Origin of the sequence: Mucilaginibacter rubeus, from assembly GCF_014643835.1 — a bacterium.
Classification (GTDB): Bacteria; Bacteroidota; Bacteroidia; order Sphingobacteriales; family Sphingobacteriaceae; genus Mucilaginibacter; species Mucilaginibacter rubeus.
In genome coordinates this window covers 927790-944033 of record NZ_BMKD01000001.1, presented here as the reverse complement: position 1 = coordinate 944033, position 16244 = coordinate 927790, and the positions used below count along the sequence as shown (strand labels likewise).

The following is a 16244-nucleotide window of genomic DNA, read 5'->3' as shown; positions in this document are numbered from 1 at the left end:
AATCATACATATTAAACCCAAAGACAAACCAAAACAATGAACCTCAAAACCCTTTCAAATGGCGATTATGCTGTTTTCTTTATCTACTTTATAATTGTTGCCAGTTACGGCTGGTGGGTGTATAAGCGTAAACACAACGCCGATGCCACCTCAAAAGACTATTTTTTGGCCGAAGGATCGTTAACCTGGTGGGCTATCGGAGCATCGCTCATCGCCTCAAATATCTCTGCCGAACAATTTATAGGTACAAGTGGGTCTGCGTTTAAAATGGGCTTAGCCATATCTACTTACGAGTGGATGGCCGCTATCACCCTCATCATTGTGGCGGTTTTCTTTATCCCGGTATATCTTAAAAATAAGATTTTTACCATGCCGCAGTTCCTGCATCAGCGGTATAACGGAACAGTAGCCATGATCATGGCCATATTTTGGCTGTTGCTGTACATTGTGGTTAACTTAATGTCGATCCTTTACCTTGGTGCATTAGCTGTCAGCGGTATTTCAGGTCTTGATATTCACCTGTGTATCTGGCTGCTGGCCATATTCTCGGCGGTTATTACACTGGGCGGTATGAAGGTTATCGGCTATACCGACGTTATCCAGGTGGCGGTATTGATATTGGGTGGTTTAATGGCATCTTACCTTGCACTTACTTTGTTAAGCGAAAAAGAAAATACAACAGGCTTACTCAATGGTTTCAAGATCCTGCATAGTGAAGCTACTGATCACTTCCATATGATCTTTAAAAAGGATAATCCAAATTACATGGATCTTCCCGGCTTATCTGTTCTGATAGGCGGCATGTGGATCACTAACCTTAACTATTGGGGCTGTAACCAGTATATTACCCAAAGGGCTTTGGGCGCAAACCTTAAAACTGCCCGTGGTGGAATCCTGTTTGCAGCTTTCCTTAAGTTGCTGATGCCTGTTATTGTAGTGCTGCCTGGTATTGCGGCTTACCTTTTATATCAAAAAGGGATGTTCCACCAGGAAATGGCGAGTTCATCTGGAGTTTTGGATCCTAACAAAGCGTATCCATCACTGTTAAACTTATTGCCAAGCGGCTTAAAAGGCCTTTCATTCGCTGCGTTAACGGCTGCTATTGTAGCGTCGTTAGCGGGTAAAGCAAACAGTATTGCTACCATCTTTACGTTAGATATTTACAAAAAAGCAATCAACCCTGAAGCTACCGATAAAAAACTGGTTAACCTGGGTAAAATCTCGGTGCTTGTTGCTTTGTTATTAGGTATCCTGTTATCAGAGCTTATCGGTAAAGCATTAATGGGCGAAGGTAAGCAAGGCTTCCAATACATCCAGGAATATACAGGCTTCGTATCTCCGGGTATCTTTGCCATGTTCATCCTTGGTTTCTTCTGGAAAAAAGCTACTTCAAACGCTGCTTTATTTGCAACTATCGGTGGTTTCATATTCTCATGCTTCTTTAAACTTTGCCCAAGGTTTATTGATCTGAGCTTCCTGTCGCCGTATGGCTTCTCAAAATTAGCCTTGCAGGATGATAAAGTAACGAAGTTATATGAAATCCCTTTCCTTGACCGTATGGGTTTTGTATTTATTCTGTGCGTTATTGGTATGTACATTATTTCAAAAATTGACCAGGCCAGGGGCGTTACAACAAATGGCCTTGAAATTGATGGCTCAATGTTTAAAACTTCGAGAGGATTTTTAGCTGGCGCCTTAATTGTAACAGGTATTGTGGTTGCATTGTACTCAATTTTCTGGTAGCAGAAATTTTACCAATAGATAAAAAGGCGATGGGATGATAACCCCATCGCCTTTTTGCTTCATACTAGTTGTTTTTACCCGTTAACGAAAACGTTTGCGTGGATTGTTTAGGCTTATTACTTCCAACTTGCCCGTATGATGTGTAATTTGCCGCTTACAAGTATAAACTACTATACCGCTAACTCCGGTATATATCTGTTAATAACCAATGAAGAATTTTTTAGATCAGGATTTTTTACTTCAAACAAAAACGGCGCAGCGCTTATATCATGAGTTCGCCAGCCATCAGCCTATTATTGATTATCATTGCCACCTGCCGCCAGATCAGATTGCTGACGATATCAATTTTAAAAACATAACGCAGATCTGGCTTTATGGTGATCATTACAAATGGCGCGCTATGCGGGCAAATGGTGTTAATGAAGCCTATATCACCGGTAATAAAACCGACGAAGAAAAGTTTATGCAATGGGCCGCTACGGTTCCTTACACTTTGAGAAACCCGCTATACCATTGGACACACCTTGAATTGCAGCGATATTTTGGCATCAATGAGTTGCTTTCACCAGCATCGGCACAAAAAATATATGCCCAGTGCAACGAAAAACTACAATCGCCGGAGTTTAGCATCCGTAATATCCTCAAAATTAAAAACGTAGAGGTTGTGGGTACTACTGATGATCCGTTGGATAACCTTAGCCATCATCAGAAACTGAAACAGGACGGGTACAGTGTGAAAGTATTGCCAGCCTACCGCCCCGATAAAGCTATGAACGCCGATGACATTGCCGGGCTCAACAAATACATTGACCAACTGGAATCAGTGGCAAATGTATCTATATCTAACATTGATGAATATCTTTCGGCGTTAAAAGCAAGACACGATTACTTCGCCGAAAACGGCTGCAAATTATCAGATCACGGACTGGAGCAAATTTATTCCGAAGATTATACTGACGCAGAGATAGCTACCATCTTTACCAAAATAAGGAACAGCGAAGTGTTGTTGCCTTTGGAAATCCTGAAATTTAAATCGGCCATGTTGTATTACTTTGCCATTTGGGATCATGAAAAAGGCTGGGTACAACAATTCCACCTTGGTGCATTGCGTAATAACAATGCGCGTGCTTTAACCAATTTGGGGCCTGATACCGGCTGGGATTCTATAGGCGATTTTGCACAAGGCAGGGCATTATCCAAATTCCTGAACAGGTTGGATACCACCAACCAGTTAGCCAAAACCATTATTTATAACCTTAACCCTGCCGATAACGAGCTGTTTGCTACTATGGTGGGCAACTATAATGACGGTTCGGTAGCCGGCAAAATGCAGTTTGGATCGGCCTGGTGGTTTTTGGATCAAAAGGATGGCATGATTAAGCAATTAAACGCTTTATCAAACATGGGCCTGCTGAGCCGTTTGGTTGGGATGCTTACCGATTCGAGGAGCTTTATGTCGTTCCCGAGGCATGAGTATTTCCGCAGGTTGCTTTGTAACTTGTTGGGTGATGACATTGAAAACGGCGAATTACCAAACGATATTGAATGGACAGGAAAGATCGTGAGCGATATTTGCTATTTTAACGCCAAAAACTATTTCAATTTTTAAATGAGCAATATCGAAAATACAAAAGGGAGCATCCTGTCGTTCGGCGAATTATTATTACGCATGTGCCCGGACGGTGAAGGGCAGTGGCTTGCAAAAAACAAGCTGCCATTTTTTATGGGCGGTGCTGAGCTTAACGTAGCCAATGCTTTAGCCCTTTGGGAGCAGCCAATAAAATATTTTACTGCTTTGCCTGATAATGCCTTATCCGAACAGATTATCGGTTACCTGGAAAGCAAAAACATCGACACATCAGCAATACATCATAGTGGTAACAGGATAGGTCTTTATTACCTCACCCGTGGTAAAGATGTAAAGAACAATGCCATTGTATATGACCGTGCCGGTTCGGCATTTGCCGATCTGAAACCGGGCATGGTTAACTGGGATGCTGTTCTGGAAGGGGTGAGCTGGTTTCATTTCAGTGCGATATGCCCGGCCTTAAGCCAGCAGGCTGCCGATGTTTGCGAAGAAGTTTTACAGGCAGCAAGCAAAAAACATATCACCATATCTGTCGATCTTAATTATCGCCCCAAATTATGGCAGTACGGTAAAAAGCCAACGGAGATTATGCCAAAGCTGGTGCAATATGCTGATATCATTATGGGGAATGTTTGGGCAGAGGAAACCATGCTGGGCATTCCCGTTACACCGGATATCCATGAATCGGGTCAGCAGAGCATCTACCTTAAAGAGGGGCTCTACTCGTCTGAAAGGATCATGGATGCTTATCCGCGCTGCCGGGCTGTTGCCAATACCTTCCGCTTTGATGCAGGCAAAGGCGTTGAATATTATACTTCGCTTTATACTGGCAACCGCTTTTATCACTCCCCAACCTATACTACCGAAACCGTGGTTGACAAAGTTGGCAGCGGCGATTGCTTTATGGCTGGGCTTATTTACGGCTTTTTTAACAAGCAGGATCCGCAGCAATTGCTGGACTTTGCAACGGCAGCCGCATTCGAAAAGCTGTTTATTGAAGGCGATGCGACCACCAAAACAGTTGATGAAATTTATAACACAATGAAATAATGAGTAAAAAAGATATAGTACTTGATGCCATATTAAAACAGGGAACATTGCCGCTGTTCTTTTACAAAGACCCGGAAGTGAGCCTGCAGATTACCCGCACGCTTTATAAAGCTGGCATTAGGGTATTTGAATATACCAACCGCGGCGCCGCCGCCCTCGAAAACTTCAAGGTTTTAAAACAAGCCCTTGCAAACGGCGAAATGCCGGGCCTGGAATTAGGTATCGGCACCATCAAAAGCCTTCAGGAAGCTGAAGCTTTTATTGCTGCTGGAGCTGATTTTATCGTTTCGCCAATTGTTAACCCCGAGGTTGGGAAACTGGCGGCGCAGCATAACCTGTTATGGATTCCTGGTTGTATGACACCAACCGAAATCTATACAGCTCAACAAAATGAGGCTGCGTTGATAAAAATATTCCCGGCCAACATACTGGGACCGGAGTTTGTATCCTCAATCAGGGATTTGTTTGCCGGTCAGTTGTTCATACCAACAGGTGGGGTTGATTTGAACCATGACAGCATCAGTACCTGGTTTAAAGCGGGGGTATGCGCCGTGGGCATGGGCAGCAAGCTCATCAGCAAAAGCGTATTGGAAAACCGGGAGTACGACAAATTGTATAACGATACCCTGAAGCTGCTGGAAATAGTACAAACCATTAAATAGCCTGTAAACCTAAATTATAATGAGAGAAGAAAAAGTTGGAAACTACCGCTGGGTGATCTGCTCGCTGGTATTTTTCGCAACAACCGTTAATTACCTTGACCGGGCAGTAATCAGTTTGCTTAAATCAGACCTTACCAAAGAGTTTAAATGGAATGACGGTGATTATGCAAACATTGAGATAGCTTTTAAAATAGCTTATTCAATAGGTTTGCTGGCCGCCGGACGGATCATCGATAAGATAGGCACCAAACTCGGCTATTTCCTTTCAACACTGTTGTGGAGTATTTCGGCTGTGTGCCACGCTTTTGTTGGCGGCACCTTTGGTTTCGGCGTAGTGCGTTCTGCGTTGGGTCTTAGTGAAGCTGGAAATTTTCCTGCAGCCATTAAAACCGTTGCCGAGTGGTTTCCGAAAAAAGAACGTGCATTTGCTACGGGGATCTTTAACTCGGGTGCAAATATAGGTGCTATAGTTGCACCTTTAACGGTTCCGTTTATCGCAGCTGCCTGGGGATGGCGCTGGGCATTTATTATCACAGGTTCTATTGGTTTTATATGGCTGGTGCTTTGGCAGGTTAATTATCGTGCACCTTCAAAACATAGTAAGGTATCAAAAGCAGAGCTTGATTACATCAACAGTGATCATGACAGTCAAACTGAAGCTTTGCAGCCAGTTGAGCAAAAGAAAATATCATGGGGCAAGCTGCTTTCGTTTAAGCAAACCTGGGCCTTTGTTGTAGGCAAATTCCTTACCGACCCTATATGGTGGTTTTACCTGTTCTGGCTCCCCGATTTTTTGGAAAGCCAGTATCATTTAAAGGGCACAGAAATAGCCATTCCCGTTGCGTTGGTTTATACCATGTCTACCTTTGGGAGTGTTGGCGGCGGTTGGTTGCCTATGAACCTTATTAAAAAGGATTGGCCTGTATTTAAAGCCCGTAAAACATCTATGTTTATTTACGCACTGGCGGTAATACCAATCATATTTGCGCAAATTCTGGGTGGTGTTAATATGTGGCTTGCGGTTATAGTGATAGGGATAGCAGCATCGGCGCACCAGGCATGGAGCGCTAATATATTCACCACAGTTTCGGATATGTTCCCAAAACGCACTATTGGTTCGGTAACGGGCTTAGGTGGCATGTTCGGTTCTATCGGTGGTGTGTTCCTGTCGCTTGCCGTGCAAAAAAACCTCTTTGTGTATTACCGGTCAATCGGTAAAATTGAGATAGCCTATTATATTATGTTCTTTGTTTGCGGAAGCGCTTACATTTTAGCCTGGCTCATTATGCATTTCCTGGTGCCTAAAATGAAACCAATTGAATTGGATTAACCATATGAAATATAACGAAGGAAGCCGGGGCAAATGATCCGGCTTCCTTTTTTTATAAAGAGTGGCTTACCGCCTGTTCGGCCAGTTCATCAATCCAGCTCGAAAGGTAAGGCTCTGTACCATCAATCCTGATCCATTCGCTATCCTGATCTTTGACAATTACCAAATGTAGTGTGCCATCTATCGATTTAAACTCATATGCATTGGCATAACCGGCCCAGGTCACCTGTTGCGCTGTACCTTCAATAATGCTATCGGTCCCCGTAAGCGTGGCATCAAATTGTTGTTTCATAGTGTTTATAGTTTTACTAACCTAACATAGTTCTGGCAGTTTCTGTTTGCGCTGGTGTTAAGCCGAAGGCCATGTTATTTATTTTAGACTGATAAAATTGTATTTAAATTTAAGCAACTAAAACTTTTAATACACGAGTTACGTTTTGTTAATAATTATAAACCATGAACAGAAGGCTCAGTACAAAATATTTCCAGGTATCGCAAAGGGTATGGGGAACTAAACTATTATTTGTTAATGTTTACATGATCGCCAACCGTCCCGGTGCTGCCAAAGGTTGGGTTTTGGTTGATACGGGGTTAAAAGGTTCGGCAAAAAAAATAATTGCCATGGCCGAAGAGCTTTTTGGCCCGGGAACCAGGCCTGCAGCTATTGTGCTCACACATGGACATGCCGACCACTCGGGAGGATTAGCAGAACTTTTGGAGATTTGGAATGTACCTGTTTATGCCCACGCACTTGAATTGCCTTACCTAACAGGCCTGTCATCATACCCACCAGCCGATCCATCGCTGACCGACGGGCTGATGAGCTTGTTGTCGGTATTTTTCCCAACATCCCCCATTAACCTCGGTACTAAAGTAAAAACCATCGATATGGAGGAAGGGATCCCCGAACTGCCCGAATGGAAGATCATTCACACACCCGGCCATACGGCGGGCCATATTTCCCTGTTTTTGCCAATAAATTCGACCCTTGTAGCCGGGGATGCCTTTTCAACTACTAAGGCCGAATCAGCTTTATATTCATTTAGTTCGCTTAAAAAGTTAACCGGACCGCCAAGGTATTTCACTACCGACTGGGAAGCTGCTGCCCAATCAGTACGCAGGCTTGCCGCGCTTGAACCACGTACGGTGGCCGCAGGCCATGGCCCGATAATGCGCGGCCGTGAGCTGCATGATCAATTGCGTGAACTGGCCGATAACTTTGAGCAGGTTGCAATACCCGTAAAAGGCCGCTATGTGGGGCATCCGGCTGTTGCCGATGAAATGGGCGTGACCTATATCCCGCCTTATATAAGCAGCAGTATTTTAAAAGCAACACTTGGCGTCGCAGCTGCACTCGCAGCATTTTTTATTATAAAAGGATTGCAGGAATAGAAGCAGAATCCCATCGGTTTGTGCGTACCTTTACCGCGTGGAAAATTTAAAGCCAGATCCAAAGATCCTAATTGATATTGTACAAACCAGAATGCCTTATGGCAAGTATAAAGGCACAATTATAGCTGATATCCCTGTATCATATCTTGAATGGATGGCAGGCAAGGGTTTTAGTAAAGATAAAATGGGGATGTTACTTTCAACCACATTTGAGATCAAAACAAATGGGCTGGGTGAGATCCTGTATATGGTGAAGAAACAAGTTCAAGCCCAAGCCCCCCGACCCCCTAAAGGGGGAGGATTCTGATAAGGTTTCTTACCCATCTCCATTAAAAAAAGAAGCAGTACTCGTAACGCTTCTTTTTTATGCCGATAACTTCCCTTTAGGGGGCTGGGGGGCATCTACAATCTGTTAAACCAGCCTTTCTTCCAAAATACAAACACCTGTATTATGGCTATCAAAAACATAAACACGATAGCATAAATGTAACCATGGTGCCAATATAACTCTGGCATGTTATCCGGCAGAAGATGGCCTTTATCATCCTGCCGGGAAAAATTCATCCCGTAGATACCGGCTATAAAAGTAAGCGGGATAAAGATCACAGAAATGATAGTAAGCACCTTCATGATCTCGTTCATGCGGTTACTTACCATGGATAGGTACAGGTCGATGATACTTGACGTTACCTCTTTATAGTTTTCAATGAGGTCCATGGCCTGGATGCAATGATCATAAGCGTCGCGCAAAAACAATTTAACTTCCGGCGTTATCAACGGACTTTCAGACCGGATCATGTCATTGATCTTATCCCGCTCGGGCCAGCTGGCGCGGCGTACAACAATGAGCGTACGTTTTAATTGCTGGGCATTAAACATGATGGTTTTATCGGCGCTCAGGTAAAGCTTATCTTCAAGGGCATCCAAATGATCGCCAATTTCGGCAAGCAGCACAAAGTAGGTATCAATTATAGTGTCAGTAAGCGCATAACACATATATCCGGGGCCCGCGGTACGGATAGCGCCCTTTCCGGCTTTTAAACGGGCTTTTACGGCATCAAAGCGCTCGGTGTGGTCCTCCTCAAAACTAATAATGATATTATCTTTTATGATAGCCGAAAACTGGCAGTTGATGATCTCATTATCCTTATTAAAATGAACAATGCGGCTGGTACAAAAGGCATAATCCTCGTATTCATCAAATTTGGGGCGCTGGTGGGTGTTGGCAATATCCTCCAAAACCAGGGAATTGATATTGCAATGTTCACCAATTTGCTCAATCAGCGAGGCTTCGCCCAACCCATTAATCTTGATCCAATGGGTATGATTATCACATTTATTTAGCTGTTTTAATGCTGTTTTGATATCCTTGCCCTCGCAAGTTACCAACTCATCTTTATTGTATGAGTAAACTGATATAATGGGTTTCAGTGCATCCTCGGCTACCCTGATAGTACCCGGTCTGTCGCCTACATTTCCTGCTTGTTTGTGTTTTTTAAGGCGCAGGCGTTTAAAGTTGCCATTCATCTACAAATAGTTTATGGTTTGCGGGCCCTGGTTAAACAGCAGGTCAATGATACTCAGGTTTTTCATAAAGCCCTTGCGGTCTTCAAATACCTGGAAATATGGTTTCTGCTGCATTTCGCTTTCTTTTTTTGGATGAATAGAAAACCGAAAATCGTGCAGGTTCGGATATTCGGCCTGGTATTCATTCGTGTAATTTAATTCCGTTTTTATTTTAGTGAGCTTGAGCAGCAGTTTCAAAAGCTCCTGATTATAATCAAACAAGTAGGTAATTTGTTTTTCATAAAAAGGTGCAAAGTCATCTTCATAAAACTCAAAATAAGCCGAACGGCGATAACAAGCCTGCAAGCTTTGCCAGTGCAGGCGCTGCCACATAAAATCGTAGCTGATTTTTACGTCTTTAACTTTAGTGTGATTTTTTGAACCTTTTATTACCGGAACCACCAATGCCAGTACACCATCGGGCGAGTAGATATTGGCCCGGTTGCGATAAGTTTGTTTGGGGAAATGTTCTTCTCTTTCTATCAGTATATCAGGCTTGTACGCATTTAACTGTACAAAATAATCTACCGGTGGAAGATAAAACATGGGTAACACAGCGCCTTTTTCAATCATATATTTTATGTTTGTGCTCAAAATTGGCTAAAATAATGATAAAAAAGGGTTTTACTAAGTTAGGGATATTAATTTTATACCTTATCTCGTTGCTTCCCTTTTGGTTTTTATACATTTTATCCGATATTGCGTTTGTTATTATTTACTACGTTGTTCATTACCGCCGTGATGTAGTGCAGCAAAACCTCCGCAATTCCTTTCCCGAAAAAACAGATCAGGAGCGCCGTGATATTGAACGAAAGTATTATCGCTACCTGGCCGACCTGATAGTGGAAACCATTAAAATGATCACCGTATCAGAAAAACAGATCCAAAAAAGGGTAGTGGCTACCAACTCCGACCTGGTGTTTGAATACTTTGCTAAAGGTAAGAGTATTATTGCTGTTGCCGGCCATTACTGCAACTGGGAAATGGCCGCCCTCAATTTTAACTTTGTTACCGATAAAAGGTTTATGATCATTTACAAAAACCTGTCTAACAAAACGTTTGATGATTTTTTCATTAAGATCCGTTCAAGGTTTGGTGGGCAGCCGGTTGCCATGAAGCAAACATTGCGTAAAATGATTGAATACCGTAAAGAACTTACTGTAAGCGTGCTCGTGGGCGATCAAACTCCCGTGATGCATGAGGTAAACTATTTCACCAATTTTTTAAACCAGCCTACTGCGGTATTTTTGGGTATCGAAAAAATTGCCAAAACAATTGACGCAGCTGTTGTTTTTTACGACATGAAAAGGGTAAAACGCGGATATTATGAATATACGCTAATCCCGCTTACCGAAACACCAAAAGAAACTGCCGAATACGAAATAACAGATATGCATGTTAAATATCTTGAGGGGATGATCAGGAGAGAACCGCAATATTGGCTATGGTCGCACCGGAGATGGAAATTTAAGCCGGAGGATTTACATAGATGACCTATACACCTAAAGTTGCTGTAGTTATTTTAAACTGGAACGGCGCAAAGTACCTTAAACAATTTCTTCCTTCGGTATTATCCTCTACGTATCCTAACCTGGATATCGTTATGGGGGATAACGCTTCTTCGGATGATTCAGTAGCGTTTATGCGCGCAAACTATCCATCGGTAAGGATTATCCAAAATGATAAAAACTACGGCTTTACAGGGGGGTATAACCGGGTGCTGGCCCAGGTTGATGCCGATTATTATATCCTGCTTAACTCCGACGTTGAGGTTGTTCCAGGCTGGATTGAACCTGTTATCGAATTAATGGAAAGCGATAGTTTAATCGCTGCTGCTGCTCCCAAGATCCGGTCATACGCACAAAAAGAATATTTTGAACATGCCGGCGCTGCCGGTGGCTTTATTGATAAGCACGGCTATCCCTTTTGCCGTGGCAGAATCTTTTACGAGCTGGAAAAGGATAACGGTCAATATGAGCAATCAGGTGAGGTATTCTGGGCATCGGGAGCTTCTTTGTTTATCAAAAAAAGCATCTGGGATGAAGCCGGCGGCTTTGATGAAAGCTTTTTTGCCCATATGGAAGAGATCGACCTTTGCTGGCGCTTAAAAAACATGGGCTATAAAGTAATGTACTGCGCGCAATCAACCATATATCACGTTGGCGGCGGTACATTAAATGCCGAAAACCCGTTTAAGACCTATCTCAATTTCAGGAATAACCTGCTGCTTATAAAAAAGAACCTTCCATTTTGGCGGGCGTTTTGGGTGATCAGCATCCGTTTTATAATGGATCTCCTGGCCTTGTTCAGGTTTTTGATGGAAGGTAAACGCAAAGATGCCTGGGCAGTAAGCAGGGCACATCAAAGCTTTGTGTTAAGTTTCTTCAAGAAGGTTAAAGACGAAAGGCAAAAGGCGAAAGGCAACGCGGTACAAAACACAAAAGGCATATACAGAGGCAGTATAGTTTGGGATTTCTTTGTTAAAAAGAAAACTCATTTTACTGATCTTGATCCTTCGGAGTTTTAGCGGCATCTGTACCCTGTTCCGGCTCAGTTTCGTCGCTTATGCCCCGCGCTTCTACTTTAATGGGAGGCAAGCCTTTTGGCCATATTACGCGTACGTCCTGCTGGCGGAACGGTATTTCGATACCTTCTCTGTTAAATGCATCGTAAATATCGGCTAATACGCGGCTCTTAAGTCCAAGCCAGGTATTGATATCGGCTGCCCAGAAAAACACCCTGAAATCAACCGAGCTTTCATTTAAATTATGCAGGAATACAGAAGGCGATGGCTGGTTCATGATATCATCATGGTTAGTTAATAAATTTAACAATATTGCCTTAACCTGCTCAATGTTTGATCCATATGCTACCCCAATAATCAGTTCAACCCGGCGATTGTTATTACTTAAGGTCCAGTTAATTACGTGGTGAGATATTAAGTCGCCGTTAGGGATAATTACCTCCGCGCCATCGGCGGTAGCAATTTTACTGGCACGGATGCCGATATCCATAATAGTACCCGAACGGCTGTCAACTTCAATAATATCACCAACCTGGATCGGTTTCTCGAAAGCAAGTATCAAACCCGATACGAGGTTGTTAACGATATTCTGTAAGCCAAAACCAATACCAATACCAAAGGCGCTGATAATGATAGTAATCTTATCAATAGGCACTCCTGAAGCAGCTACGGCCAGGAAGAAGCCTAAAGCAATTACCCCGATACGGATAAGCAGGGTAGAGGTGCGGTTCTTTTTCTTGGCTACATCAATATCATTGGCATGCTTGGCTGCAATATCATAAAGATAGCTGATTATCTTTGACGCGATAGATGACAGCCAGATCACGGCCACAAATATGATCACGCTTTGAAACGTGAACTGGGTATTGGTACCCCCGATGCTGCGGTTTTTGGTCAGAAAATCGCCCAGGTAATCAAATACGGTATCTTCAACGTTCAGGTTTTGGGTAAGCATTACCAGCCATAGCAAGGTAGCCAATATGCTCAGCACACTCCTGAACTTATTTTGCATTAATTTATAATCGATAAAAGAAGTTAGGTTGTTGCTCTTTTTACCGGCTTCCAGTTGCAGGAACAAGGCTTCCATAATGATATGCACTATGTAATACATAGCAAGGGCAAGCCATAGGTTATAAACTACACTAACACCAATGATTTTAGCCAAACTCACCCTGCCGAAAACATTGCATAAAAAAGATGCCCCCTGCAGAAATATGAAAACCTTCAATATAAAGCCGGTATAAGGCAGGTAATCAGTTCTGGCCTTGCGCACTTCCGATAAAAACCTGAAACTTATTACCGATGCCGCCAGACCTAAAATCAAAACAACTACCCTGTCGATATTGGTTACCTGGATATAAAGATTGCTCAGGCTGTAAATAATAGTGATGCCAAATAGCTGCAGCATATAACGGAACATAGTTGCAGGGCATGCCTTTTTTATGAGGTAAAGCAGGGCGATCATCAGCACCAATAAAAACATCTCCAATACAATTACCGGCGGGTGATCATAAACGTTTGGCAGCAACGTAAAAGTTAAAACAATTGAGGATACAAACGGATAATTTACAACGTAATTGGCCTGGCCAAACACACTTTCGGGCGCATCGTTATCACGTATGATCCTACGGCGACTGGCGCGGACCCAGGCAAAAAAAACAAATAGAACCACCAGGCCAGAAAGATGGATCAGGATATCCCGACCTATAAAAAAGTTGAACAGCTTGGCGTTCATATCGGCCGTAGCTTTTGTTGCCGGGCCGAAATCGCTGCCTTCATCAGCATTCATGTTCCATATGTTGCTATACTCCTGAGACATCGCCCTGATGCTGAAATCCCTGATCTTGGTATCAATCTGGTCTTTGAGGTCAAGTATCGAAATATAAACAGCCGAGGTGCGGTTTTGCAGCAGGCCTACTTTTACCATCACCTTTTTGTTGGTAGTATCCAGGCGGTGATATTTGCTGTCGATTGCTATTTTTTGGATGAGATAGGTAGTAGCCAGTGAGCTATCAGCAGGCAGGATTTTTAAAACGCTATCGCGCGATATGGCGTCCAGATCGTTTTGATTTTGAACAAGTTTACTGTTGATATCTGCAAGCTGCTCCTGCCAAAGGTCAAGCTGGTCATCACTGCGGGTAAGCACATCCCTGATGGTATACAAGTACCTTAATGTACTTGATTTATCGTTATCAATAAGCGATTTGATGAGCGTAATCCGCCTTTCAAATGATGGCAGCTTCGTGCTGATCTCTGCTGTATCTAACTTTTTTGACAGATTGCTTTTGATCTGGTTAAAGGCAGATGTATAATATTCAACCTTTTGCAGCAGGTTATTGACCGATGTATCCGAACGTTTAAGCGCCCGCATCATCGAATCGCGCGAGAGGATAGAGGCGCGAAGCGAGTCTCTTACCGATCTTGGCTTTTTCTTTTTGGCTTGGGCAAATGCATCAACACTGAATAACAGCGTAATAAAAAGTAAACTTAGCGCGGCAACCCTGAATATTTTAAGCATCTGGAACAATAAGCTGAAAGCAATGTTTAAACGCTTTTACACCAAAAGCGTTTTATCAAAACGATAAAATATTTTAATATTATTTAAGCGACAGGTTTTCAATAGCCAGGCGATAACTATCCATCCCGAAACCCGCAATTACACCACGACAACTGGCCGCTATCATTGATTTATGCCTGAACTGCTCGCGCTTGTGCACGTTGGATATATGCACTTCAATAACCGGGGTATTGATGGCAGAAATTGCATCTGCAATAGCAATGGAGGTATGGGTATAAGCGCCGGCGTTTATTACAATACCATCGTAACTAAAACCAATTTCATGCAGTTTATTTATAATTTCGCCTTCAATGTTGCTTTGATAATAATCAATGGTGATGTTTGCATAGCGTTGGCGCAGGGTTTCAAGATAGGTTTCAAAACTGGCATCGCCATAAATTGATTTTTCGCGAACGCCTAACAGGTTCAAATTGGGGCCGTTTATAATTTGTATCTTCATTAGTTCAAACTTAGCTATAAATCATCAAAACTAAAATCAATTGGATTGGCGTTCGGCAATAAAAGGTTTCCAGGCTTATTTAAAATTAGAGAAGTCGCTATCCGACAACTCTATCGAAGCTTACCGCAGAGATATAGAAAAGTTATATCAATATTCAGATTCACAGATAGTTAAACTAAAGCCAGAATTAATTACTTTAACTGATTTGCGCGGGTTCATTAACTGGATAAATGAACTGGGGATGATCCCGTCATCCCAGGCCAGGATCCTATCCGGGATCAAAGCGTTTTATAAATACCTGCTGATGGAAGATATTATTAAATCTGACCCGTCAGAACTGCTCGAATCGCCCAAGATCAGGCGTAAACTGCCGGATACATTGAGCTATGAAGAGATCAACAAAATTATAGCTGCCTTAGACCTTTCCAAACCCGAAGGCATGCGAAACAAAGCCATCCTGGAAACTCTATACGGTTCAGGCCTGCGTGTATCCGAGCTTACCGAACTGAAACTCTCTAACCTGTACCTTGATATTGAATTTATAAAGGTGACCGGTAAAGGCAATAAGGAACGATTGGTGCCGATAGGCAGCGAAGCTATAAAAGCGCTGAAGATCTGGATAGAAAATGTAAGAGTACATAACCCAATAAAAAGAGGTGAGGAGGATTATGTTTTCCTGAACAGGCGCGGCACAAGGTTAAGCCGGCAGATTATTTTTTTAACCATCAAAGGGTTGGCTGAAACCATCGGATTGAAGAAAAAGATAAGTCCGCATACCTTTCGGCATTCCTTTGCCACACACCTGGTTGAAGGGGGCGCCGATTTACGGGCAGTACAGGAGATGCTGGGACATGAAAGTATCACCACAACAGAGATCTATACCCATTTAGACAGGGAGTATTTAAAAAGCACCATCAGCCAATTCCATCCGCGGAGCTAAAACGGGCGATCAGATGAGGTACTGATCAATTACATCCTGAGGGATCTTTGCACCGCGTCCGGTAGCCATGTCAATCATCACATAATCAAACCAACCATCGCAGCAGATCTTTTTAGTGGCTTTATTGGTGATGGTAAACTTCACACGGCAGCCTTTGTCGTCAATACTTTCAATACCGGTTTTCACAATAAAGTAATCGCCCATGGTTAAAGCACGTTTATAATCCACATGGGCGGTACGTACTACCCACCCGAAGCCGCGTTCCATAAATTTTTCCATCGCCATTCCATAGCAACGCTCCATCTGGTCGTAACGCGCAGCCAGTACATAATCAAAATATTTGCTGTTATGTACGTGCTGAAACATGTCGATATCATCGGGGCGTACGCGAAACTCAGATTCAAAAGTGGAAAGTTGGAGTGGTGTATCCAT

Annotated in this window: 16 protein-coding genes; 10 read left to right on the top strand and 6 right to left on the bottom strand. The window is 42.9% G+C overall.

Annotated elements, in window-relative coordinates; all coding sequences use genetic code 11:
* Positions 1 to 36: 36 nt before the first annotated feature.
* The 5 genes from IEX80_RS03775 (at position 37) to IEX80_RS03755 (ending at position 6373) form a co-directional block, all read left to right on the top strand.
* On the top strand, positions 37 to 1743 hold the full coding sequence (locus tag IEX80_RS03775; RefSeq protein WP_188831949.1) for a sodium/sugar symporter: 1707 nt from the start codon (positions 37 to 39) through the stop codon (positions 1741 to 1743).
* Between the two features lie 208 nt (positions 1744 to 1951).
* Positions 1952 to 3352, top strand: a complete 1401-nt coding sequence (gene uxaC, locus IEX80_RS03770; RefSeq protein WP_188831948.1) for a glucuronate isomerase — start codon at positions 1952 to 1954, stop codon at positions 3350 to 3352.
* The gene (locus tag IEX80_RS03765) at positions 3353 to 4381 is read left to right on the top strand and encodes a sugar kinase (RefSeq protein ID WP_188831947.1); all 1029 of its coding nucleotides are present in this window, start codon (positions 3353 to 3355) and stop codon (positions 4379 to 4381) included.
* The gene (locus tag IEX80_RS03760; protein ID WP_188831946.1) at positions 4381 to 5043 is read left to right on the top strand and encodes a bifunctional 4-hydroxy-2-oxoglutarate aldolase/2-dehydro-3-deoxy-phosphogluconate aldolase; all 663 of its coding nucleotides are present in this window, start codon (positions 4381 to 4383) and stop codon (positions 5041 to 5043) included. Before IEX80_RS03765 ends, IEX80_RS03760 begins: the two co-directional genes overlap by 1 nt.
* Positions 5044 to 5062: 19 nt before the next feature.
* Positions 5063 to 6373, top strand: a complete 1311-nt coding sequence (locus IEX80_RS03755) for an MFS transporter (RefSeq protein WP_188831945.1) — start codon at positions 5063 to 5065, stop codon at positions 6371 to 6373.
* 52 nt (positions 6374 to 6425) lie between these two features.
* Here the strand turns inward: IEX80_RS03755 and IEX80_RS03750 are convergent, their stop codons facing one another.
* The gene (locus tag IEX80_RS03750) at positions 6426 to 6665 is read right to left on the bottom strand and encodes a hypothetical protein (RefSeq protein WP_090525721.1); all 240 of its coding nucleotides are present in this window, start codon (positions 6663 to 6665) and stop codon (positions 6426 to 6428) included.
* Positions 6666 to 6829: 164 nt separating this feature from the next.
* Here IEX80_RS03750 and IEX80_RS03745 point away from each other — a divergent pair, with 164 nt between their 5' ends.
* Together IEX80_RS03745 and IEX80_RS03740 are read left to right on the top strand one after the other, a co-directional pair.
* Positions 6830 to 7765 carry an MBL fold metallo-hydrolase gene (locus tag IEX80_RS03745; protein ID WP_188831944.1) on the top strand — a complete coding sequence of 312 codons (936 nt, stop codon included), beginning with the start codon at positions 6830 to 6832 and terminating at the stop codon, positions 7763 to 7765.
* A 37-nt stretch (positions 7766 to 7802) separates the two neighbouring features.
* On the top strand, positions 7803 to 8072 hold the full coding sequence (locus IEX80_RS03740) for a DUF3820 family protein (RefSeq protein WP_188831943.1): 270 nt from the start codon (positions 7803 to 7805) through the stop codon (positions 8070 to 8072).
* A gap of 95 nt (positions 8073 to 8167) precedes the next feature.
* Here the strand turns inward: IEX80_RS03740 and corA are convergent, their stop codons facing one another.
* Both corA and IEX80_RS03730 read right to left on the bottom strand, forming a co-directional pair.
* Entirely contained in the window at positions 8168 to 9292 is a 1125-nt protein-coding gene (gene corA, locus IEX80_RS03735; protein WP_188831942.1) for a magnesium/cobalt transporter CorA, read from the bottom strand.
* Positions 9293 to 9904, bottom strand: coding sequence for a WbqC family protein (locus IEX80_RS03730; RefSeq protein ID WP_188831941.1), 612 nt, complete (start codon positions 9902 to 9904; stop codon positions 9293 to 9295). It lies immediately after the preceding gene.
* A 35-nt stretch (positions 9905 to 9939) separates the two neighbouring features.
* Here IEX80_RS03730 and IEX80_RS03725 point away from each other — a divergent pair, with 35 nt between their 5' ends.
* Positions 9940 to 10824, top strand: coding sequence for a lysophospholipid acyltransferase family protein (locus IEX80_RS03725; protein WP_188831940.1), 885 nt, complete (start codon positions 9940 to 9942; stop codon positions 10822 to 10824).
* Positions 10821 to 11858, top strand: a complete 1038-nt coding sequence (locus IEX80_RS03720) for a glycosyltransferase family 2 protein (protein ID WP_188831939.1) — start codon at positions 10821 to 10823, stop codon at positions 11856 to 11858. The genes IEX80_RS03725 and IEX80_RS03720 overlap by 4 nt, the downstream gene beginning before the upstream one ends.
* Here the strand turns inward: IEX80_RS03720 and IEX80_RS03715 are convergent.
* Positions 11830 to 14373: a mechanosensitive ion channel family protein gene (locus IEX80_RS03715; RefSeq protein WP_188831938.1), complete on the bottom strand. Its 2544-nt coding sequence runs from the start codon at positions 14371 to 14373 to the stop codon at positions 11830 to 11832. The genes IEX80_RS03720 and IEX80_RS03715 overlap by 29 nt on opposite strands.
* A 79-nt stretch (positions 14374 to 14452) precedes the next feature.
* Positions 14453 to 14872, bottom strand: coding sequence for a type II 3-dehydroquinate dehydratase (aroQ, locus tag IEX80_RS03710; RefSeq protein ID WP_188831937.1), 420 nt, complete (start codon positions 14870 to 14872; stop codon positions 14453 to 14455).
* A gap of 40 nt (positions 14873 to 14912) precedes the next feature.
* Between aroQ and xerD the strand changes: the two genes are divergently transcribed.
* Positions 14913 to 15812, top strand: coding sequence for a site-specific tyrosine recombinase XerD (gene xerD / locus IEX80_RS03705; protein WP_188831936.1), 900 nt, complete (start codon positions 14913 to 14915; stop codon positions 15810 to 15812).
* A 9-nt stretch (positions 15813 to 15821) separates the two neighbouring features.
* On the opposite strand, the gene IEX80_RS03700 is transcribed toward xerD, so the two are convergent.
* Positions 15822 to 16244, bottom strand: coding sequence for an acyl-CoA thioesterase (locus tag IEX80_RS03700; RefSeq protein ID WP_090525696.1), 423 nt, complete (start codon positions 16242 to 16244; stop codon positions 15822 to 15824).

Coding starts and splice junctions, on each gene's coding strand:
- IEX80_RS03775 (WP_188831949.1), top strand. CDS start 37: ATGAACCTCAAAACCCTTTCAAATGGCGATTATGCTGTTTTCTTTATC.
- uxaC (WP_188831948.1), top strand. CDS start 1,952: ATGAAGAATTTTTTAGATCAGGATTTTTTACTTCAAACAAAAACGGCG.
- IEX80_RS03765 (WP_188831947.1), top strand. CDS start 3,353: ATGAGCAATATCGAAAATACAAAAGGGAGCATCCTGTCGTTCGGCGAA.
- IEX80_RS03760 (WP_188831946.1), top strand. CDS start 4,381: ATGAGTAAAAAAGATATAGTACTTGATGCCATATTAAAACAGGGAACA.
- IEX80_RS03755 (WP_188831945.1), top strand. CDS start 5,063: ATGAGAGAAGAAAAAGTTGGAAACTACCGCTGGGTGATCTGCTCGCTG.
- IEX80_RS03750 (WP_090525721.1), bottom strand. CDS start 6,665: ATGAAACAACAATTTGATGCCACGCTTACGGGGACCGATAGCATTATT.
- IEX80_RS03745 (WP_188831944.1), top strand. CDS start 6,830: ATGAACAGAAGGCTCAGTACAAAATATTTCCAGGTATCGCAAAGGGTA.
- corA (WP_188831942.1), bottom strand. CDS start 9,292: ATGAATGGCAACTTTAAACGCCTGCGCCTTAAAAAACACAAACAAGCA.
- IEX80_RS03730 (WP_188831941.1), bottom strand. CDS start 9,904: ATGATTGAAAAAGGCGCTGTGTTACCCATGTTTTATCTTCCACCGGTA.
- IEX80_RS03725 (WP_188831940.1), top strand. CDS start 9,940: ATGATAAAAAAGGGTTTTACTAAGTTAGGGATATTAATTTTATACCTT.
- IEX80_RS03720 (WP_188831939.1), top strand. CDS start 10,821: ATGACCTATACACCTAAAGTTGCTGTAGTTATTTTAAACTGGAACGGC.
- IEX80_RS03715 (WP_188831938.1), bottom strand. CDS start 14,373: ATGCTTAAAATATTCAGGGTTGCCGCGCTAAGTTTACTTTTTATTACG.
- aroQ (WP_188831937.1), bottom strand. CDS start 14,872: ATGAAGATACAAATTATAAACGGCCCCAATTTGAACCTGTTAGGCGTT.
- IEX80_RS03700 (WP_090525696.1), bottom strand. CDS start 16,244: ATGGATACACCACTCCAACTTTCCACTTTTGAATCTGAGTTTCGCGTA.